The following is a 20990-nucleotide window of genomic DNA, read 5'->3' on the forward strand; positions in this document are numbered from 1 at the left end:
TGTCGCATTTTATGGAGCGGCAAGGATAGTTGGAATACGATTCAGCCATGCGATTCCTCGCCCTAACCCTTTTCTTCGCGTTGGCGGTTGCCAGCCCGGCCGCCGACCTTCGCGCCAAGCTTCAGCCCGAGTACGACAAGATCGCCCATGGGGTGGAGCAGCACGACATGGCCGCGATTCAGAAGTCGATGAGCGCCTTTGCGACCAAAGATTTTGTCTTCGTGGATCCGTTCAAGTTGCGCCACAACTTGGTCGCTTACAGCGGTCTCTTGGTCGAGATGGCGTTGCCGAACGGGAAGGGAACGAAGCGATTCCGAATCGTCTCGGTAAAAGAAAATGGAAACACGGCGACCGTCACGATCCGAAGCGAAGCGGCCGGCAAACCCCCCACCGTCCGAACTTCTCGCGACACCTGGGTCCGGCAAGGCGGAAAGTGGAAGCTAAAGGAGATCCAATTCACCGCCTCGGCGAAGAGCCTTGGAATAGGCGGGTGAGGGTTCGGAACGGGGGCGTCATAATGGAGCTATTGAATCCGAACTCGGAGGAGCAACGTGGCTCAAACAACCGATTTTAAAACCGACGCTATCCCGGCCGGCCTGACGACGACGCAGGCCCCATTCATCGAGCAGGCGCAGCGCAACGGCGAGCTCTACATCCACCAACCTTACGAGCTGTACTCGGAGGAGAACCACCTCGCCTGGCAACGGCTTTTCGCGCGGATGCAGGATCGTTGGCACAGGTACGCGAACGAGTATTTCTTGAAAGGAATCGAGTCGCTCTGCTTCAACCCCGACCGCGTCCCGCGCCTGTCCGATGTCAACGAATTCCTCTGTCCGCTCACCGGATTTAAGGCGAAGCCGGTCAGCGGATATGTCCCCGCTTACCTCTTCTTCGACTGTCTGAGAAACCGGGAATTCCCGACGACCATTACGATTCGCCGATCGGATCGCCTCGATTACCTTCCCGAGCCGGACATCTTTCACGACATTGCCGGTCATGTGCCGATGCACACCGACAAGGCATTCGCCGACGCGCTCGTTCGATTCGGCGACTGCGCCCGGACGGCCGCGGAGCTTGTCAAATCCGTCCCGGAATCCGATCAAGCCCACGTACTCGCCAGCATCATCAGGGCGATGGCCCGCTTCTTCTGGTTCACCATCGAATTCGGTCTGATGAACTCCAAGGATGGTTTGAAGGTGTACGGAAGCGGCCTGTTGAGCTCTTATGGCGAGATCGAGCATTGCATCGAGTCGCCGAAAGTACAGCGCTATCCGATCCAGCTCAAGTGGGTGATCAATCAAGGGTTCGAGATCGACCATTACCAACCGCTCCTGTTTTACGTGGAAAGCTTCGACCATCTGTTCGAGCTCGTCGACGAGCTCGAAACATGGATGAAAGCCGGCAAACTCGACAACGTCGCCCCGGGTGAGCCGGTAGTCAGCGAAGCCGATTTGGCAAGCTTCATGAAGGCGTAGGGTTGTCGTGCGAGCACACGGCCTCGCTGTGGCTCCCTCATACCTCCCTTCGTGACCCATGGCACGTGAGGACGACTCTCGGTGAGTTCCGGAGTCGCCTCCACTACCCTAGCGGGGAAGGCGTTGCATGGCGAACCGTTCGAACGTGCGTCTCAGCGCACGTCCCCGAATCAGCGCTGAAGGCGCGGTGTCTCAAAGCGAAGGGTGAGCGAAGCGTAACCCTGGTAACGAGCCGATGAACCCTCCGAGCCCTGAAAGCGGCGATATCAACTGTCCACGATCAACCTCCTCTCGGCTTTGGTGATATCGCCCCTACAGGGCTCGAAGGGGCTGGGTTGGCCCCTTACCAGGGTTACGCTTCGCTCACCCTTCGCTTTGGTATTACGCCACCTTCGGGGCTAGGTTCGGAAGGGTCTATGGGCCACCTACCAGGGTAATGCCATCCAGTTTTTGCCCTGGCAAACCCTCGGAGAATACAAACACGGAGACACAAAAGACACCAAGGCACGGAGTTCGCGTAACCCTGGTAACGAGCCGATGAACCCTCCGAGCCCTGAAAGCGGCGATATCAACTGTCCACGATCAACCTCCTCTCGGCTTTGGTGATATCGCCCCTACAGGGCTCGAAGGGGCTGGGTTGGCCCCTTACCAGGGTTACGCTTCGCTCACCCTTCGCTTTGGTATTACGCCACCTTCGGGGCTAGGTTCGGAAGGGTCTATGGGCCACCTACCAGGGTAATGCCATCCAGTTTTTGCCCTGGCAAACCCTCGGAGAATACAAACACGGAGACACAAAAGACACCAAGGCACGGAGTTCCTGGCTACCGGATCTTTGTGTCCCTGTGCCTTGGAGCCTTTGTGTTAACTCCGGACGGAAGGTTCGTTCGAAAAAATGGATGGCATCACACCTACCAGGGTTACGCTTTACTTACCCTTGGCCCTGGTATTACGCCACCTTCGGGCTGGGTTCGATTGGATTTACCTGCGCCAAAGAAGTTGTAACGTCAAGCCCTTCTCCCTCCCCGGGGTACGAACTTCCCAGGAGGGAGAAGGGGCTTCGGAGCTTCCGATTATTTAGAGACAGCAAGGACCGAGTCGGAGGGGAGGTTTTCCGCTTCGAAGGTTCCCCGGCTCACATCGGCGGTCGTCCGGGTCGTGCGGCCGGTGACGGTGTCGAAGACGACGACGGCGTAGTGGCCGTTGCGCAGGCCGGTGCCGCTTAAACGGACTTTAGAGGTGTCGGTTCCGAAGACTCGGATGAGCGCCCAGCTTCCGTCGCTCATACCGTGGGCAGACGCGGTTGGCGCTTGGGCGGGGATGGTGGTGGAGTCTAGACGAACCCAGTCGCCGCCATGGTTCTCGATTCGGACGGTGACGCGGCCGGAAGGGTAGTCCAGGGAGATCGGCGTCCGTTGCGATGGGCGGGCCCCCGCAACTGGAGGGTCGAATTTCTGGTCGAGCACCTCGTGATCGTTGATCCAAACCTGCAGCGTTCCCCCTTTCGACGAAACGCCGCCGACGTTAAGCACCATCTTGCCGGGCTCCTTCGCGTCGAAGTGGATAACGAGCGGCTTTGCCCAGCCTTTGTTCGAGCCGTCAAGGCTTTGGAAATATTGCGACCAGCCACCGAGGTCACGCATGCCGACCTTCGGGAGGTTCAGCTCGGACGTGCTCGATTTGCCCCATCCGAGCCCCGCCGCCAAGACCGCTTCGCTTTGCCTGGGGGTTTCGCACCAGACGTCGACTGGCTTCGCGTCGGAGTGATTCAGCAGGCCGGATTCGTCGATCACCTTTCGGGCCGCGCCGAACATCGGGCCGAGGCCACGGCGGTCGACCTGGTCCCAATACCAATACATTCCCGCTCCGGCGTGCCCGGCGAGGATGCCTCCGTAGATGCCGTCCCGCACCTGCTTGGCATAGGATGCCGCCGAGCCGCCGGGAGGCCCGAACTCGCCGAAAAAGCCGGGCTTCCCCTTGAAACGGTATCCCCCGATGGAGGCGAGGACGTTTGCCGGGTAGGTGTGCGGCTGCATGTAGTCCATGTCGTCGAACACGTGAGAATCGAGCGACTCCGAGCTGCTGCTCGTTACCAAGTGGTGGTACGGGTCGAGCGACCGGATGTACCGGGCCATCTCGGCATGCCAGGCGGCGACGTCTTTCACCCGCTCCGGGTGGAGCTTGACCGCGTCGACCCATTGGACTTCGTTAAAGAGCTCCCACGACATGACGGCCGGGGAGTGCGCATACCGCGCGACCGCGTAGCGGAGCCAAATCTTGGACCGCTTCTTCGCCTCCGGGTCGCTGAAGAAGTCGGTGGGGTCGGCGAGGAATCCGCCGTTGGCGGTGTTCCATGGGTGTTCCTTCCAGTTCGAATCGGTCGTGGTGCTGTAAGGACCGTGGTGGAATAAGACGAATTGGAAGTCGACTCCCGCACGCTCGGAGGCGTTGACGATGTCGTCCCAGATCCGCAGCGGCTCCTGCCTGAGCTGCCGCGATGGAACCGGGGCGCCTCGCTCCGCCGGGAAAAACGGGTTCTTGTTGTCCCAGTGGCAGGTCCAGATTCGCGACCAGTTCCCACCGGAGCGACCGAGCGCCAGCATCCTTTGCGCGACGCTGAGATTTGGGCCTTGCCGCCATCCGTAGTCGTAGCCGATCGGGAAGTATGGGGTTCCGTCGCTCCACTGGAATCGCTTTCCTTTCAGGCCGATGAAGCCGTGCCGCACTTTCTTGGAGAGGTCGATGGGGCGGCTGGACTTCACGGCGAACTTTCCGTTTCGGAAGAAACGAACGGCGTAGCTACCGGGCCGGTGGGCGACCAGCGTCGACGAGAATTTCCCGTCGCCTACGAAATAGGCGAGTCGTCGCTCTTTGACGCCACCGGGACCGGTGAACTCGGCATCGACCTCGTTCTCGTCGGGATCGAACGGATTTCCGGTGAACGGAACAGCCTCGGTGACGGTGACCGGCCCGTACCAAAATGATGAATTATCGGTATATCTTCCAATGGCGACAGCGGCAAGGAGGAGGATCATGACTTCCGCGATGCTACCACCACGCGGTCCGGCCACCGTGACAATCCCACTCTGTACTCGATAGCTCCCTTTGCGGAAACGCCCGCGAATGGCGGCTGGTCGGGAAAACGGGTCGGTATCGGGCCGCCCCTTCGACCGCAGGATAGGAAAAGGTGTAGGCTCGGCTTTTTGGAACGCCGCCCATGAGCCCGCTAATTTCACTTCTTCTAAGCTTTGCCTCGGCTTCTCAGACGGACGCCTCGTGGGCGGTCGGTTCGGATCAGTTGCGGCTAGACCTGCTTCCGGCGTTCAAACGGACGGTTAAGATCGGGGCGGTAACCAGTTACGACCGGACGGAGGGGAACGACGACGGTTTCTCGGGAAAGTACTCGTTCGTCCGTAAAGAAGGGGACAGTCTGGTTCTGGCCGATCTGAAGGGGCCGGGCTGCATCTATCGAATCCACACTCCCACGCCGACGGACGATCCGCTGGAGTTCTACTTCGACGGCGAGGCGACGCCGCGGATATCGCTGCCGTTCCGGGAGCTTTTCAGCGGCAAGTTTCCGCCCTTCGTCCGGCCGCTGGTGGATAGCGCCGGCGGCGGTTATTACTGTTACGTTCCGATCCCGTATCGGAAGTCATGCAAGGTCGTGCTGCGGGCAAAGCAGATGCAGTTCTACGACCTTAACTATGCGACCTACCCGGAAAGCGCCCCGGTGGCGTCGTACGATCCCGCCGCCGGGCGGCGGGATTTAGCTCGGGTGGCGGAGGTGTTTAGCCGTAGCAGAGAGCGCGACTTGACCGACGTCAACGTCCCGCAAGGGACAAGGCTTCAGCGCCAGACTTTCGACCGAGTTCTTAGGCCAGGGAAGAGCGTCACCCTCTTCGAGAGCCGGAGGCCGGGACGGATCGCCAGTCTGAGAATCGGCCCTTCCGACGCCTTTGCCGGTAAGAACCGCGACGTTCTTCTCCGGATCACCTGGGATGGCGAAAAGCAACCGGCGGTGCTGTGTCCGGCCGGCGATTTCTTCGGTTACGGATGGGGCAAGCCAGCCGCCGGGTCGGCGCTGGTGGGAACGTATCAGGGGGTCAACTACTGCAATCTACCGATGCCGTTCGATCGCTCGGCGAAAGTCGAGCTCGTCTCGCTCGGCGACCGGTCGATCTCGGTTCGGGGGGAAGTCGTCGTGGGCGACACGCCCAGGGGGCGCAACGAAGGGAAGTTCTATGCGGTTTGGCGCCGGGAGAATCCGACCACCGAAGGGAAGCCGTTCACATTTCTCGACACGAAGGGGCGCGGGCACATCGTAGGACTCGCGCTTCAAGCCCAGGGAATGGAGCCGGGCGGCACGCCGTTCTTCGAGGGGGACGACCAGACTACGGTCGACGGCGAGCTGGTCGTTCACGGCACCGGCTCCGAGGATTTCTTCAACGGCGGGTGGTACGACGTTCCGGGACGATGGGACGCCTCGTTCGCCCGGGCACTCAGCGGGTGCATCACGTACCAACGGCCGCTTGGGCGGACCGGCGGGTACCGCTTCTTCCTCGGCGACGCTTACAGCTTTGAGAAGAGCATCCTGCAAACGATCGAGCACGCTCCCGAGCGCAATCAACTTCCGGCCGACTACTGCTCGGTCACGTACCTATACGCGGAGAACCGCCCGACAGTGGACTTCGGGATTCCAAGTCTCGCGATGCGCCAGGTGGTCGATCCGTCGAAAGTCATCTTTCCTGCGGACTGGACATTGCCGATCAACTCGTTCAGCTTCCGCGACGCGACCGTCAGCCGCCGTTCGGTGCCGGCGGGTAACGGATCGGTTCGCTGCCTCTCCCTTCGCACGTTGGGCGAGGATTGGTTTGGCCCCGCGTTCATCTCCCTCGGCTGCGACCTGCCGTCGGCGGGCCGGTACCGGATCTACATCGATGCGGTGAAGGGGCCGGAGCAAGCGAAGGCGCAACTGTTCCAGGACGAGTCGCCGGTAGGCGACCCGGTCGATCTGTTCGCGGAGAAGCCGGCGGTAGCGAGCCACGTCCTGGTGGGTGAGATCAACGCGGTCGAAGGCAGAAACAACCTGATGTTCAAGCTAGTGGGCAAGAACCCGCTAGCCACCGGTTTCGGCTTTGACCTGATGACTGTGGTGTGTGAAAAGGTGTAGCGACGTGGCCCTCCGTAGCGTCGGCGCCCTCGCCGATGATCCGGTGCACTTCCGGTAGACCGCTGGCCCTTTCGTTAAAGAACTTCCGCCTGCGGCGTCTCCGCCCCCTTGCGCGACCGCTTGGCTCCGGTTGACCCAGAGTCGCTTTTCTTGCTGCCGAGTTCCATGATCGCCTTGAAACGCTCGAGGTCGTGGTCGATCTGGGCTTGGGCGTCGTTGCGGAACAGTTTGGCGATCCAAAATCCCGCCATATCGGCCGGCGGATCGTAGCGGAGAACGATCTTGACTCGGGTTGTGCCGTTGCCGGCATCTTCGAACCGGACCGAGCCGGCGTTATCCACGCCGCTCCCTTCGAGACTCTGCCACGCGATCAGCTCGTTTTCGACGTCGTTCACAATTTCGGCGTCCCACTTGACCACCATACCGGCGGGAGCTCGGGCCACCCAAAGGGAGCGTCGGTCGTCCACCTCGTGGACGGATAGAAGGTGGTCCATGAAGACGGGAAGGTTCTCGAGGTTACGCCAAATACGGTAGAGCTCCTGTCGCGGGCGGTTCACCAGGATCTCGGAGTCGACCCGGACATTCTGTTTGCCGACCCCGGTCGGGCGAGCTGGCATCTCGATTCCCAGCAGTTGGTACAGCCGGCGATACCCTTGTTGACCGCGATAAATCAGCCCTAATCCGGCGATTTTGTAGACCGCGCCGGCAATGCCGCCCCGGCGAAAACCGTTCAACAACAACAACGTACCGGAGGCGAGGGCGCCGATGTGCTCGATGTCGGCGGCGTTGACTTCCTTGGCATTCTCTCTAACGGGAACCATTGTGCATGTTCGACATCGCCACCGCCCGCAATGTTCGCATCCAACCTTCCCAGTATTTTTGCGGTAACCAAACAAATAGGGAACGATTGAAGGAGGCTGCCCGTAACCCTCAGAGATTTTGGCGATGCTGCCCACGCGCCCTGGGCCGTCGCTGAATCATAACGGTGGGGAACCACACAGAGGAGAAACATAAGGATATGGCACTCAATACGGTGCTCGTGCTCGCAGCCGGGTTCGGCTTTATTGGAACCGCGCAAGATCCCAGCTTGGATCAGCAGATCGTCACGCCGGTGATCGGCACTTCTCAAAACACCCAAGGGAGCCAGGCCGCCACGTCCTCCCCGAAGGTTACCGTCCAGTTTCGCGGCGTCAAAGCCTCCGAGGTCTTCTCGTGGCTGGAGAACCGAGGCGTCAATTTTGTCGTTTCCGATGGGGAGATCCCGGCCGGCACGAACGTTACTTTAAACCTGCAGGACGTTTCCCTCGACGGCGCGGTCGATGCGATCGCCCGAGCCCTCGGCGGTCACTGGGAGAAGGAGAATGGAATCCGCGTGTTCAAGCGCGGCGAGGCGCCGTTCCGCTTTTTCTCGGGTCCAGAGGTGACTGCGGGCGCGCGAAACGGTGCAAAGTCGCCGTTCCAGGCTCTACCGCGAAACCGCCAGAGCTTTAACGCCATGCCTGCGATGCCCGCCTTCCCGCAAGGTCACCCGCTTTCCGACAAAGAAGCCGAGAAGCTCTTTGGCAAGGATTACCAGAAGCGAATGGAGGAATGGGGCCAAGAATTCGCCAAGAAGTTCGGCCCGGAGCAGGAAAAGGCGCAGAAGAAGTGGGCGGAGGAATTCGCCAAGCAGCACAAAGGTGAATTCGGGCCCGGCTTCCAATTCAAGATGCAGAAAGAATTCGGTCCTGAATTCCAGCAGAGGATGCAGAAAGAGTTCGGCCCAGAGTTCCAACAGAGGATGCAGAAGGAGTTCGGTCCCGAGTTCCAACAGAGGATGCAGAAGGAGTTCGGTCCCGAGTTCCAGCAGAAGATGCAGAAGGAGTTCGGTCCGGAATTCCACATGAAGATGCAGAAGGAATTCGGTCCCGAATTCCAGAAGAAGATGGAGAAGATGGGCCAGGAGATGCAGAAGCGATTCGGCCCCGGCTCCGACTTCGAAAAGCAGATGAAGCAATTGGCGGAAGAGAACGCCAAGAGTGGCCGCGTCTATCGGTTGAATGGCGACGGCGTCTACAAGCTAGACAAGAAGCAGCTCGAAGAGCTCAAAGCGGAGGCTGCGCGAGCCCGCTCGGAAGGCGCCCGTGCCCGAGCCGAGGGAGCAGGCGCTCGTAGAGAAGGCGCCCGAGCACGCGCGGAAGCCGGGCGCGTACGCCAAGGCGAAGGTTGGAAGGTTCTCCGTTCCGGCGACAGTCCGTACACGTTCCTCCGATCCAAGGGGGATGGTAACTTCCACGTTTTCCGCAGCGACAGCGGCTCCGCGCTCGACATCAAGAAGTTCCTAAAGAACCTCACCCCAGACCAGCGAGACCGGCAGCGAAAGCGCGGATACATCTGGTGGGACGATCTCACCCGCGAGCAGAAAGAGATGCTCGGTGGCCGCCCGGACGGCCGCTTCGAGATCCGCTACAAGATCAACGACGACGAGATCACTATCCGCGGCAACTAGCCATCCTTGGTCACGTAACAAAGACGGTCCGGATCGAGAGATCCGGGCCGTCTTTGTTTGTCGAAGCGACTCGGCGATTAGAAGTGCCGGCCGGGCAATGCGAGGATCGGAGTGCCCGCGTTGCCGGTGACGACCACGGTCTGGGCTTCGCGTCCGGTAACCGAAATGTTCTTGGTGTAAAGAATGGTCTGGTTATCCGAATTCGTAACGGTAACCGTATAGGCTCCCGGAGTTCGGATCAGATATTGCTGAGCGGTGTCTCCGGTCGTGAGATCGTTGATCGTTGGGACGGTGCCTGTAATATCCGCGCCCACCGCCGTTAGGTACACATCAACCGTCTGGTTGCTCACGTTTACAATGCGGACCTGGCCATCGGACCCTGAAAGGGCCGGAACGTCGGAGAGCTTCATCTCGCTGTACGTTCCGCCCCCGTTTCGGTAAGCGATCACCGTGTAGTAGTGGTCGAGCTCGAAGAGCTCGTTCGTGTTCAGGAGCGCCCCGCCGGTCGTAGAGTCGGACACCACAATGGATCGATTGCCATTGTTGAAGACGGTGTAGTCGCTCGCGTAGCCGTACGGCGCGGCGCCGTTGATCGTCTGCGAGTTAATCGCCAGGCTGACGCTCGCAGGATTCGAAATGGCGTTCACGACGCGGACCTGGGGGTTCCTCGATCCGAGCGCGGTTGAGCCCGAAGAGCCACCGCAACCTACGAGCGCAACGGTGCAGACCGCCGCAATTAGAATAGACGAAGGTTTTTGCATCGATTCTCCTAAACGTTTCACACGCTTCGGTGTGTTGGCTGAGTTGACCTTCGTCAACTTTTGAGAGTTCCAAGCCTCGGAACTCGGTAAATGCCCCTTCCGTCGAATAGCCGATTCGGAGTCGTGGAATAGCTTTCCAGACGCCGGAACGAGGGTTGTTCTATGTCAACGTATTACGCCACTTTTCGCGATGTCCGCGCTGCCCGAGCTATGGTCGACGAGCTGGTTGTGGGAGGGGTTAGGCCGGATGACATCAGCCTTGTCGCGCACCACACGGAGGTCGATCTCCCCGAATCGACGGGCGACTCGCGAGGCGGAATGCGGGAGGTTATCGGCGTAGCCGGAGACGCTTCTTACTTCGTGGGCCGAGACGACGATCCTGAGTTCGATCCGTCGGCTCCCCCTCGTGACGGTCTAGAGGAATTCACCACGCTCGAAGGTTCTCGGATCGGCGGCATCGACACCTCCGACCCCGCCACCGATGTGGATAGCGTCGATCAAGCCGACGACTCTCAGGAAGAGTTCGAAGAGATGACCTATCCCCGGGCCGATATCAGCCAGAGCGAACATGAGCGGGACGACCTGAACTTAACGTTGCTCACCGGCTTTCCGACCCCGGTTCCGGTGGTTGACGGTCTGAAGGATGGCGCCACCGGCGCGACCGTGTCCGTCGATGAGGCCCTGGAGACGATCGTGGTCCCGGGCTTCGGCATGGTAATGGGGGGAGGCGCGCTCGCTACGGCTGCCCTCGACTTTATCAAGCCGGACGGCGGCGCGGATACTGAGGCGATCGTGCGCCACCTGCGCGACGAAGGGGTGCCCGAGACCCGGGCTCGCGTGTATCGGGACGCGTTCAGCCAAGGCGGTGCGGTCGTCGCGGTCGCCGTCAACCCCGGTTCGGTCGACGAAGGCGCGGTAGAGTCCATCGCCGAGCGCCATCACGCCGAAAACCACGCCCTCTACGACGCCCCTCGCTATTACCAAGACGGTGGCCAACGCCACGAACGTGGCGGCGGCGCTTCCTAAGGAGGAAGGCGCTGGGTGCCACATAATCTAGTCGGTGCGGATCGACTTTGTAACGTTATTTCCTGAGATGCTGGCTGGGGCGTTGGGGCATAGCATCCTTGGCCGTGCCGCCGCGAGTGGCGCCGTCGGCTTTGGGTGGAGCAATCCGCGCGACTTTGCCTATGACCGACACCGGAAGGTGGACGACACTCCCTTCGGGGGAGAACCCGGGATGCTGATCAAGGCCGAGCCGGTGGCACTCGCCTTAGAAGCTCTGCAGCCCGACTACGAAGCCGCGATCATCCTCACCGACCCCGCGGGCGAGCCGTTCACCCAAATGGCCGCAAGCGAGCTTGCCGGGCGCAAACACCTCGTCTTCCTCTGCGGGCACTACGAAGGGTTCGATCACCGGGTGAAGACTCAGCTTGCCACCCATGCCTTCAGCATCGGGGATTACGTTCTCACCAACGGAGAGCTCCCCGCCCTCGTGATGGCGGATGCCGTCGTCCGCCTCCTGCCCGGTGTGCTTGGTAACGAAGGGAGCCTTGCCGCCGACAGCCACTCGGACGGACTCCTGAGCGCCCCCAACTTCACACGGCCGGAAACCTGGCGCGGAGAAGTCGTGCCGGAGGTGCTTACCCGTGGCAACCACCGAGCGATCGCGGCTTGGCGGCGCGAACAGGCGCTACGCGCCACCATCGAGAACCGACCCGACCTCCTCGCCCGGGCAAAGCTGGAGAAGGGGGACCTCGATGTGCTATCCTCTTGACTTGCGTTCATGCGTGGCCTTCCGTCGCGCCTCTGAACCGGGAACCTAACGGGCGGATAGCCGGTTATTGATCGCCAGAGGCGGACTAAGCGTCCTCTCTGGGCACAACGGAAGAAAGAGAAACATGTCCAAAGCCGCGATCCTCGAGAGCGTTGCGCAGCCGTATAAAAAGACGGATCTGCCTAAGATTTGGCCGGGCGATACCGTCCGTGCATCGGTGAAGGTCCGCGAAGCGGGCAAAGAGCGAATCCAGTTGTTCGAGGGCGTTTGCATCGCCTGCAAGAACGGCGGTATCGCCGAGACCATCACCCTACGAAAGATTTCCAACGGAGTCGGAGTGGAACGAACGTTCCCGCTCCACTCGCCGAACGTGGCCAAGTTCGAGGTCACGCGTCGCGGCCGGGTACGCCGAGCCAAGCTTTACTACCTCCGAACCAAGGTCGGTAAGGAAGCCCGAATCCGAGAGCGCCGCTAAGTGCCCTTTCCTTCGCTGCCACTTCCGCTCGCGCAGGTTGCCCAACAGGGCACAAGCATGCGCGAGGTAGTCGACAACCTGGCTCGCACCCCGCTGAGCCAGGTTGTTATTTTCGTGTTGGTCCTCACGATCCTTCGGCTCTCCGTCTATCCGTATCTTCGGAAGACGCTGCCGCACAAACGGACCGGCGCGTACGGGGCGGCGAAAGTGCTCAATGAGCTGCTGGACGCATTCGTTTACGCGGGCGTCTTCGTCTTCATGCTCATCCGTCCGTTCGGCGTTCAGGCGTTCCTGATCCCCTCCGGATCCATGTGGCCCACGCTTTACGTGAACGACTTCATCGTCGCTAACAAGGCGATCTATCGCTACACCGATCCCAAGGCGAACGACGTCGTCGTCTTCCGCCCGCCGAAGCCGGCCACCGAGAACCATCCGGAGCAGCTCGACGAAAAAGGGGAAGTGAAGGTCGACTTCATCAAGCGCCTGATCGGAGTCCCCGGCGACGTGATTGAGCTTCGAAAGGGAATCCTCTATCGGAACGGCCGGATCGCGCCGGAAGACGAGCTGCACCGGCACTATAGCTGGCCCCTGCGTGATCCGGACCAGCCGCCCAGCTCCGAGACGGCGAATTTCCGCCTGTTAACGGACGCGGAGGCCGCGGCCATCACCAAGCAGAGCTTTAAGCTCGTCAAGTACCACGGGCGTCTCATTCCGCTCAACTGGTCCGATTACGATACGAATTCGTCCCGGCCCGGCGGCACTTCGCTCAGCGATCCGCCCGAGACGCAGCCGTATTCAGTCGCGAAAGAATTCGTGATCGACGATCAAACCGAGGCGAAGAAGCTTCAGGATCTTCCCGCGGAGCCGCTTCCCAAGGGTTACTACCTGATGATGGGCGACAACCGGAACGGATCGTTCGACTCCCGAGGATGGGGCTTGGTCCCCCGAGACTCGATCATCGGCCGCGCCGAATTCATCTGGTTCCCCTTCCAGCGCATCGGCCGCGTCAAGTAGCAGATCGTAAGGGGTCTTTCTTCGCCCGTGCGAGCGCGCCTCTCGTGAACTACGGGATGACGAAAGCGCCCGGGATTTTGACGTCGAAGGTTGCGAGTCGCATCTCGTTGACGGTTGCAAGGTTGACTAGGTGACCTTCCGTGACTTGTCTCGGACCTAAAACCCACGCGGGTAGCGCAAGAGCGTCCAAGGTGTCGGACAAGAATTCGAATCTTGAAGGATTCGAGGTTTTCAGCGCTGCGAGGATGGCTCTCGCGTCAGCGACACCAATCGCGTACGGTGCAGCATTCGCAAGTACGCGTATGAAGCCGAGCTCAGTGATGCTGCACGTCGCGAGCTGGGGTGATTCGGGGGTGCTCAGCCAGGACGAAATTCGCACGTGAAATTCATGCTCTCGGAAACCAAGGGCAATAAGGGCATTGACGTCCAGTAGGTACTTCACGGAGCTTCGGAAAGGATATCGGCGACGATGTCACTGGTTAAGGTCGGCATGTCGGCTCCTACCGTGAGCACGGGAAGGCCGGTTATCGGGTCGCGTACGATTTCCACCGAACCACGTCTCACTGAGGCAGGGGTCATGATAACTCTGCCTCCCTCCAATTCAACTTCCAGTTCGTCTCCAGGGCGGATGTGCAACCGCTTCCTAATGCTGTTAGGAAGGACGACCTGCCCTTTGGTCGAAACCCGGGTAATCATAGTAAGACAATCTTACCTCCGGAAGGATTTGCCTGAGTTCGCTGCCGCGTAACGTCTCAGGGTCAGGGCCCTGAGACGTTTTTTCGGAAGCCGGACTGGAGACCGGCGGTCGTTCCGGATCAGACTCCTCGGGACTATGGACCCCTTCCGAGGACTGCCTCCGTTCTGTGCACGGTCTTGTGCATGGCATGGCCCGAACCTTGTCGCAGAGAGCCGCAAAGGCGCGGCGCAACGACCATGACCTCTTCAAACCGACCAAGAACTCTCCTAACCTGCGTGCTGGGTGTGCTCGCGCTTCAAAGCGCGTCGGCCCAAGCTCCCAAGATCACTTCGTACACGGCATCTCAGGGCATGTCGTACGCGGGAAGCCCGATCACCCTTTCCTGGACCGTCACCGGTTCTCCCACTCTTTCGCTCAGCGGCATCGGAGCGGTTTCCGGTTCCTCCATCGTCGTCTCGCCCCTAGCCACCACGAGCTACACCCTCACGGCTAAGAACGCATCGGGAACGGTGAGCGCGAGCCTGAGCATCGCAGTCAGTCCCGCCCCGGCCGCCATGCTCGCGCCCGACTCCACAATCGTCCGACCGGGAGGCGGAACCCGGCAGATCCATGTGACTTCGAAAGGCGCTTGGACGGCCCTTCCGCAAGTTCCCTGGATCACGGTTTCCGGACCGGCGAGTGGTAACGGAAACGGGATGTTCACCATCAACGTGGGCTCCAACCTCTCCCAAGGAACGCGAGTGGGGAAGGTGATCGTTGCCGGCCAGCAGTGCGCGATCTACCAAGACGGCCAATCTTTCCAGGTTCACCCTAGGCTTTGGTACACCCCTGGCGACATCGCCAAATTCCAGAAGTGGGCGGTACCGCAAAACCCGACTTACCCGATTCTGATGGACGTGGTCGGCCAAGCCGTGGCCGCGTACGACACCCGGTTCGGCACCGTAAATTGGAAGGATAACGGCACCTTCACGTTCTCTCCCGAGACGACCGAGGATTACGCCCTCCTCCTCGCCTTCATGTACCAGCTCGAGACCGACCCGGTGAAGCGGTCCGCTTACGCGGTACGGGCGAAGACGATGTTGATGTACGTCCTGAACAAAGCGGCGCTCGGCGCCGCTCCGGGAATCCCGTTCCGCGATCCGCACTTCTCCATCAAGGATCGGGCTCGATTCTTCGGCCAAACCTATCCGCTGATCGTCGACTATCTCTATCCGATCTTCTCGCCGGTCGAAAAAGCCACGATCCGCAAAGTATTCCTCCGTTGGATCGGCGAGTCGAAGGCCGCCTACGGCGGCAACGGAAACAATACGATGGGGATGAAGTTCTCGGCGAACAACTACCAGCTCGCCCACTTTAGGAACGTCACCATGTGGTCGGAGATCATGGATCCGGCCGACGACCCCAAGGTCGATCCCGCTCAACCGGCCACTACCCTCGGTAATACGCTGCACAGCTACACCGCGTACGCCACGGGACGCTGGCTGAGCGACCTTTGGACCCTTTTCGACCATGGCCAATGCCAGAACGGGCTGCCGATGGAAGGAACGCTTTACGGCCTCAGTTACGGTTGGTTCCACGACGCTTTGCTGACGATGCATAACACGGGCCTGGACGACCCGAGCCTTGCCACTCCGCAGATGGGGATGGTGACCAGTTCCTTCTGGAACGACTGGCTTGCCGGGTATTTCCACCTGATGGTGAACACCCCCGCGCCTCCCGCCGGCGCGGCGTATCTCGGCAACGTCTTCGAGCAGTTCGGATACTGCGACTTACTTCGAATCTGGTCGATTCCGGAGAACGCCCCGATGCTCGCCTCGGCGATCCTGCTCGACCGGTCGATGGGTAATAACGCGCGGGCCGACGCCGAGTATTGGGCGCTTCGAAATAGCCTCGAAGGGGGCCAGTTCTGGCTCAACCGGGTTCCCGGTCACGGGTGGTTCGGCAATCCCACCGGCAACGAAGCGCCCCAGCAATTCACCGCTCGAGACCCGTTTGCCGCCCCTCCCACCGACCCTCGCCCAGCAATGGCGAAGGTGTTCGAGTCGAACGGAATCAAGATGGTGATCGGACGAACCGGCTGGGATCCGGCGGCCAGTCTCCTCGCCTTCAAGTCGTCGTACATCACCGAGAACCATACGACCGGCGACGCCGGAAACTTCTGGTTCTATCGGAAAGGGGCGATGCTCACCAGCAACGTTCGCGGATACACGGGGCAGGACATCCTTAACACCAGCGCCTACGCGAATACTCTGACCATTCAAAACGACGTCCCGAGCGACCTCGCTTGGTTCGAGCCCGAGATCTCCGCCCGTGGCGGCCAGTGGATCTTTGGCCAGGCGACCGGCGACCCCACCATGCTCACGAGTAACGGTCCGGGCTATCTTGCCGCCGATACGAACCTCACTAAGCTCTACAACCGAGTCACGAACAAGTCGTCCGTTACCGACGTGAAGCTTGCTACCCGGACCCTGATTTGGCTTCAGCCCGACTACGTGGTGGTTTACGACCGCGCCAAGACCGGCAAGGCGAACCGCTTCAAGCGATTCAACCTGCATCTTCCGGCGATGCCGACGGTGCAAGGGAACAAGGCGATGGCATTAGCTCCGAACGCGGAGCGGCTCTACGTGACCTCGCTGCTGCCCGCGAACGGGATGCTCGTTCCCGCCGTCGACGTGGCCGACGGGCAGGCGGTGGGTGAGACGATGAAGGCGCACTTAACCATCGAAGATCCTTCCAATCCGCTCGACGTGCGCTTCCTTCACGTCATCCAGGGCGCCGATACCGGCGTCTCTCAAGCGGCGGCCCAACTCCTCTCGAGTAGCGCGGGAACGCCGTTGGAAGGGGCCACGATCGGAACGAACGCCGTGCTTTTCCCGCATGACCTTATCACGGCGGCCAACCCGTTCGCTGCGATGTCGTACACCGTTCCAGTGCAAATCGCCACCCACTACATCGCCGGTCTAAGTCCGAATATGACCTACGACATTACGGTGGCGACCGTGGCCGGAGGAAAGACCTTCACGATCACGCCGGGTACCCACTTCATGACCGACAAGGCGGGAGTCCTGGTCTTCCAGTCCGGCCAGATCGTCCCGTAACGTGGCACTGGCTTCCAGCCAGTGTGTCCCAGGGGCATCCTGCCCTTGGCTCATGTGTCCCTCGACCACGATGGTCGTGGGACACATGGGTTGGAAGCCCATGCCATGTGGCACTGGCTTCCAGCCAGTGGGTCCCAAGGGCATCCTGCCCTTTGCCCTTTTCACACGACCAGGATGGTCGTGATACACACGGGCTGGAAGCTGGTGCCACGTTCAGCCCGTTACGTGGTTGAAACCCGCGCATGGGCGTCCATCACTTCCCGTGGAATATCGACATGTTCGATAAAATCCCGGCCCTTGGGGCCGTAACCGGCGGGAGCGTCTTGGAGGCGCGGGATCTCTCCCAGGAGCAGGGATAGAAAGCGCTCGAACGGCCACTGATCTTCGGGATGCAAGACTCCGTCGACCATCTCGGGAACGAACGGCGCGTGACTGATGAACTGAGGGGCGGCCTCGCCCCGCCATGAGCGCTCGAACGAGGCGTGGGTTCGCCGCTGCATGGTGGGGTCTTGGATCAGCAGAAGCGAACGAGGCGAACGCCCTAAATCGGCGAGGAGCCGTTTGCATTCGAGGGCATTCGAACCGCAATTCGTGGAGCGGTTCTCGATCAGTATTTTCTCGGCCGGGACTCCGTGGCGGACGGTCAGGACGTCCGCGATGATCTCCGCTTCCGGGCGGCCATCGACCGGTATCGAGTTCAAGTCGGGGCAACCACGAACGGATTCATACAGCCATGGCGTCGAATGGCCGATACCGCCCGACACCAGGATTTCGTCTGCCAAACCTTGGTCCAGTGCCTCCGCCGCCGCTTTTGCCGTCACCAGCAAGCTACTCCCCAGGAGCACGATCAAATCGACCGGTTCTAGCTCGTCGCGACGGGCCAAGAAGCGGGCGACGGTGTTGAGGTCGGCATCCGAGCTTGGCACCAAGGCGGTTAACCCTTGAACATCGCCTTCAAAATGAAGAACGCGTTTGCCGGCCGCTCGGCTAGGCGGCGAGTGAAGTAGGGGTACCAGGAGTCGCCAAACGGGACGTAGATGCGCACGTTGTACCCTTCCGCTACCAGGCTGTCCTGAAGGTCTCGCCGGATGCCGTAGAGCATCTGGTATTCGAACCGCGACTTATCGATCTTGTTTTCCGCCACAAAGGCGTTGAGCTCACGAATGATCTTCTCGTCCTGGGTGGCGATCGCCGGGTAGTACCCTCGCAAAAGCAGTTCCTTCGCCTGCTGAACGTAAGCCTCGTCGACCTTCTCTTTCTCTGGGTAGGCGACGCTCGGCGGTTCCAGGTAGGCGCCTTTTACGATGCGCGTCCGAGCTTGCCACTCGATCACCTGCTCGACGTCTTTCGGCGTTCGATACAGGTAGCTCTGAAGGACGGTGCCGGTGTTCGGGTAGTCGGGCCGTACTCGCCCGATCATCGCCATAGTGCGGTCGGTGTAGTCCGACGACTCCATGTCGATCCGCACGAAGTTGTGGAACCCTTTCGCCACTTCCAGCACGTCGCGGTAGTTCTTCTCCGCGAACGCTTCTCCCTGATCGAGACCGCACTGGGTCAGCTTGATCGAGATATTCAGCGGCTCCGGACCGACCGGGTTGGCGTTGTAATCTCTCACCACGGGGACCTGTGCAATCCGTTCCAGCATCTGGATGTAGGTCGCTTTCGCGTCCAACGCTTCCTGCTCGGATCGGGTGTTTTCGCCAAGGTAGTCGAGGGAGATTCGAAGCCCTTTGGCCAACAGCGCTTCGCTGGCTTTAATCGCTTCCTCGAGGGTGTCACCGGCGATGAATCGCCGGACGAGGGGACGAAAGAGGAAGGAGCGGCGAACCATTCGCTCGACGAGCGGCAGGGAAGACGTCTTAAGCACAAACGTGCGCGCGAGCGACATTGGTCGCCGGTTATTGTACCGGCTGGTATGCCGTGAAGACATGAGGCCCGCTGTCGGCCATTTGGCAACGATTGGAAAGCGTCTAATTACGACCCTTGGGCAGTGTCTAGTTAGATCTCGGCGCCCTTGGGTGTTGGCGCGGCGATTCTGGTCGTATCCGCCACCATCCGCCGCTCGCACGCGCCATGCAAAGCCAATGGGCCGAAGGACCCAGGGCTAAGGGCGAGCGTCTTCGACGAGAAGCTGGCGTCGATAAATCGACAAACGGGGAATCGCACGTCTTGCTTTGTTCGTACGTCCTCTACAATAGGAAGTTAGACACTCCGGAATGAGCAGTCCCCCAACCACGCTTGGTCAATACCAAATCATCCGGGAGATCGCGCGCTCGAACGACATCGTTTACGAAGCGTACGATCCCCTGATGAATCGTCGCGTCGCCGTGAAAGAGCTGGCGATGCCGACCGGGATGACCGACGCTCAAAAGGCCGACCGCATCAGCCGCTTCAAGCGGGAGGCTCAGGCGGCGGGGACCCTCAATCACACCAACATCATGACGGTCTATTCGTTCGCCGAGGAGGCGGGCCGGATCTTCATGGCGATGGAGTATCTGGACGGCCACACCCTCCGGAACGAGATCGACACCAAAGGGTTCGTCCCGATCGATCGGGCGATTCAGATCGCCTTGGCGGTGTTGGAAGGTCTGGGGCATGCCCACAGCAAGGGCGTCATCCACCGCGACATCAAGCCGGACAATATCCAGATCCTCTCGAACTCCGAGGTGAAGATTACCGACTTTGGAATCGCGCGCCTCACCTTCCAGCCGAACCTCACGATGGACGGCCAGGTGTTCGGCACCCCCAGCTACATGTCGCCGGAGCAGGTGGTAGGCCGCGACATCGACGCCCGGAGCGACCTGTTCAGCCTTGCGGTGGTGCTGTACGAGATGATCTCGGGGAGCAAGCCGTTCCCTGGCGACAGCGTCGTGAGCATCACCTACGCGATCATGAACAAGGAGCCGCAGCAGCCGACGCAGGCGACTTGGTCGCTGTGGCAGGTGCTGTCGCGAGCGCTCGACAAGAGCCCGCAGCTTCGATACGCCAGCGCGGCCGACATGATTGAGGCGCTTCGAGATGCCGAACGGCAGGCGGTGAGCGGCACGATGGGGAACCAGCCGGCGCAGACCGGCTCTTACGCGCCGTACGGCACTTACACTCCAGCCGTGGCGGCTCCGCCGCCGGTGCCGTATTCCCAGCCGCCCAGCCCGTATCCCACGGCGTACAACCCGTACCAGCCTCAGCCGCCGGTACACCAGACCCCTTACGGATACAACACGACCGGTTATCCGGTGCAGCAGAGCCCCTACGGCCTCGGACACACGATGCCGCCCCCCGGGCCGCTGCCGATCTACTACCCGCCCCCTCCCCGCCCGCCGCTCCTGAAGCCGGAAACCATCGTCTTCCTGCGCAAAATGGCGATTGCGGCTTTGATCTTGGGAGCTTTGTTCGCCCTGGTCTTTGTTGGCTTCTTCGCGCTCGTCAACTCGTTCCAGCACACCGCTTCGCTGCAGAAGGACCGCACGATCGCGAGCCAGATCTCCAGCCTGGATCCGCATCTCACGCTCGAGGATCGGATCGACAAGGCGAATCAACTTCTGAGCCAGCTTCCGGTGAGAAGCCGGCCCGAATCTGCGCGCGCGGTGGCCGCCATTTACGAACAGGTGGGGAAACGGGCGCTGGCCGAAAACGACACGGCGAGCGCCGAGGGATACTTCAAGAAAGGGATCGACCTCGATAAAAGCAATCCCAAGCTCTACTCGAACCTCGGAAAGCTGTACGAGACGATTGCATTCAAGGACGCCTCCGACCTCACCACGCAGGCGAACCTGCTCGTGCAATCGGGCGATAACTGGATCCACGCCCAGGAAATGGAGACCGATCCGCAAATGCGCGACCAATACGGCGAAGCCGGGGCGGCGGCTTTGGTCTCGGCCGCCCAACGAATGCAGCAAGCCGGCTCCGTCTCTTCCGTCGATCTCCGCGACATGCTCTACCGAGCCCGAGACGCCGCCCCCCCCACCTCATCCGCCCGGGGCGTCATCCAGCAAATGCTAACCCAGCTCGGCGGCCAATAAGCCTAAAAAGGCCGCACGAGCT

Annotated in this window: 16 protein-coding genes; 10 read left to right on the plus strand and 6 right to left on the minus strand. The window is 60.8% G+C overall.

Annotated elements, in window-relative coordinates; translation table 11 throughout:
* The first annotated feature begins 47 nt into the window (after positions 1-47).
* Both OP10G_RS17275 and OP10G_RS17280 read left to right on the plus strand, forming a co-directional pair.
* Positions 48-494 carry a nuclear transport factor 2 family protein gene (locus OP10G_RS17275; protein ID WP_025229187.1) on the plus strand — a complete coding sequence of 149 codons (447 nt, stop codon included), beginning with the start codon at positions 48-50 and terminating at the stop codon, positions 492-494.
* A 57-nt stretch (positions 495-551) separates the two neighbouring features.
* Complete coding sequence (locus OP10G_RS17280; protein WP_025229186.1) at positions 552-1475, plus strand: phenylalanine 4-monooxygenase; 924 nt, start codon at positions 552-554, stop codon at positions 1473-1475.
* A 1070-nt stretch (positions 1476-2545) separates the two neighbouring features.
* Here the strand turns inward: OP10G_RS17280 and OP10G_RS17285 are convergent.
* Positions 2546-4507 carry a glycoside hydrolase 5 family protein gene (locus OP10G_RS17285; protein ID WP_025229185.1) on the minus strand — a complete coding sequence of 654 codons (1962 nt, stop codon included), beginning with the start codon at positions 4505-4507 and terminating at the stop codon, positions 2546-2548.
* Between the two features lie 182 nt (positions 4508-4689).
* Here OP10G_RS17285 and OP10G_RS17290 point away from each other — a divergent pair, with 182 nt between their 5' ends.
* Positions 4690-6642, plus strand: coding sequence for a glycoside hydrolase family 172 protein (locus OP10G_RS17290; protein ID WP_025229184.1), 1953 nt, complete (start codon positions 4690-4692; stop codon positions 6640-6642).
* A 74-nt stretch (positions 6643-6716) separates the two neighbouring features.
* Here the strand turns inward: OP10G_RS17290 and OP10G_RS17295 are convergent, their stop codons facing one another.
* On the minus strand, positions 6717-7463 hold the full coding sequence (locus OP10G_RS17295) for an SRPBCC family protein (protein WP_025229183.1): 747 nt from the start codon (positions 7461-7463) through the stop codon (positions 6717-6719).
* Between the two features lie 197 nt (positions 7464-7660).
* On the opposite strand from OP10G_RS17295, the gene OP10G_RS17300 reads away from it, so the two are divergent.
* Positions 7661-9130 (plus strand): hypothetical protein, encoded by a 1470-nt coding sequence (locus tag OP10G_RS17300; RefSeq protein ID WP_025229182.1) that lies wholly within the window; start codon positions 7661-7663, stop codon positions 9128-9130.
* Positions 9131-9207: 77 nt separating this feature from the next.
* Here OP10G_RS17300 and OP10G_RS17305 read toward each other — a convergent pair whose 3' ends face one another.
* Positions 9208-9891 (minus strand): DUF4397 domain-containing protein, encoded by a 684-nt coding sequence (locus tag OP10G_RS17305; RefSeq protein WP_025229181.1) that lies wholly within the window; start codon positions 9889-9891, stop codon positions 9208-9210.
* 162 nt (positions 9892-10053) lie between these two features.
* Here OP10G_RS17305 and OP10G_RS17310 point away from each other — a divergent pair, with 162 nt between their 5' ends.
* From OP10G_RS17310 to lepB, 4 genes are all read left to right on the plus strand, one after another.
* Positions 10054-10917, plus strand: a complete 864-nt coding sequence (locus OP10G_RS17310) for a hypothetical protein (RefSeq protein ID WP_025229180.1) — start codon at positions 10054-10056, stop codon at positions 10915-10917.
* 34 nt (positions 10918-10951) lie between these two features.
* Positions 10952-11665 (plus strand): tRNA (guanosine(37)-N1)-methyltransferase TrmD, encoded by a 714-nt coding sequence (gene trmD, locus OP10G_RS17315; protein WP_038473285.1) that lies wholly within the window; start codon positions 10952-10954, stop codon positions 11663-11665.
* A 124-nt stretch (positions 11666-11789) separates the two neighbouring features.
* The gene (gene rplS, locus OP10G_RS17320) at positions 11790-12140 is read left to right on the plus strand and encodes a 50S ribosomal protein L19 (RefSeq protein WP_025229179.1); all 351 of its coding nucleotides are present in this window, start codon (positions 11790-11792) and stop codon (positions 12138-12140) included.
* Positions 12141-12197: 57 nt separating this feature from the next.
* Positions 12198-13154 carry a signal peptidase I gene (gene lepB / locus OP10G_RS27275; protein ID WP_144241215.1) on the plus strand — a complete coding sequence of 319 codons (957 nt, stop codon included), beginning with the start codon at positions 12198-12200 and terminating at the stop codon, positions 13152-13154.
* 438 nt (positions 13155-13592) lie between these two features.
* Here the strand turns inward: lepB and OP10G_RS17335 are convergent, their stop codons facing one another.
* Positions 13593-13850 (minus strand): AbrB/MazE/SpoVT family DNA-binding domain-containing protein, encoded by a 258-nt coding sequence (locus tag OP10G_RS17335; RefSeq protein WP_025229176.1) that lies wholly within the window; start codon positions 13848-13850, stop codon positions 13593-13595.
* Positions 13851-14135: 285 nt separating this feature from the next.
* Between OP10G_RS17335 and OP10G_RS17340 the strand changes: the two genes are divergently transcribed.
* On the plus strand, positions 14136-16949 hold the full coding sequence (locus tag OP10G_RS17340; RefSeq protein ID WP_025229175.1) for a BACON domain-containing protein: 2814 nt from the start codon (positions 14136-14138) through the stop codon (positions 16947-16949).
* Positions 16950-17170: 221 nt separating this feature from the next.
* Here the strand turns inward: OP10G_RS17340 and OP10G_RS17345 are convergent, their stop codons facing one another.
* Both OP10G_RS17345 and OP10G_RS17350 read right to left on the minus strand, forming a co-directional pair.
* On the minus strand, positions 17171-17875 hold the full coding sequence (locus OP10G_RS17345; protein ID WP_052547812.1) for a YdcF family protein: 705 nt from the start codon (positions 17873-17875) through the stop codon (positions 17171-17173).
* An 8-nt stretch (positions 17876-17883) separates the two neighbouring features.
* Positions 17884-18837 (minus strand): proline dehydrogenase family protein, encoded by a 954-nt coding sequence (locus OP10G_RS17350; RefSeq protein ID WP_025229173.1) that lies wholly within the window; start codon positions 18835-18837, stop codon positions 17884-17886.
* 328 nt (positions 18838-19165) lie between these two features.
* On the opposite strand from OP10G_RS17350, the gene OP10G_RS24905 reads away from it, so the two are divergent.
* Positions 19166-20968, plus strand: a complete 1803-nt coding sequence (locus tag OP10G_RS24905) for a serine/threonine-protein kinase (RefSeq protein ID WP_025229172.1) — start codon at positions 19166-19168, stop codon at positions 20966-20968.
* Positions 20969-20990 lie beyond the last annotated feature (22 nt).

It is taken from the genome of Fimbriimonas ginsengisoli Gsoil 348 (assembly GCF_000724625.1).
GTDB lineage: Bacteria > Armatimonadota > Fimbriimonadia > Fimbriimonadales > Fimbriimonadaceae > Fimbriimonas > Fimbriimonas ginsengisoli.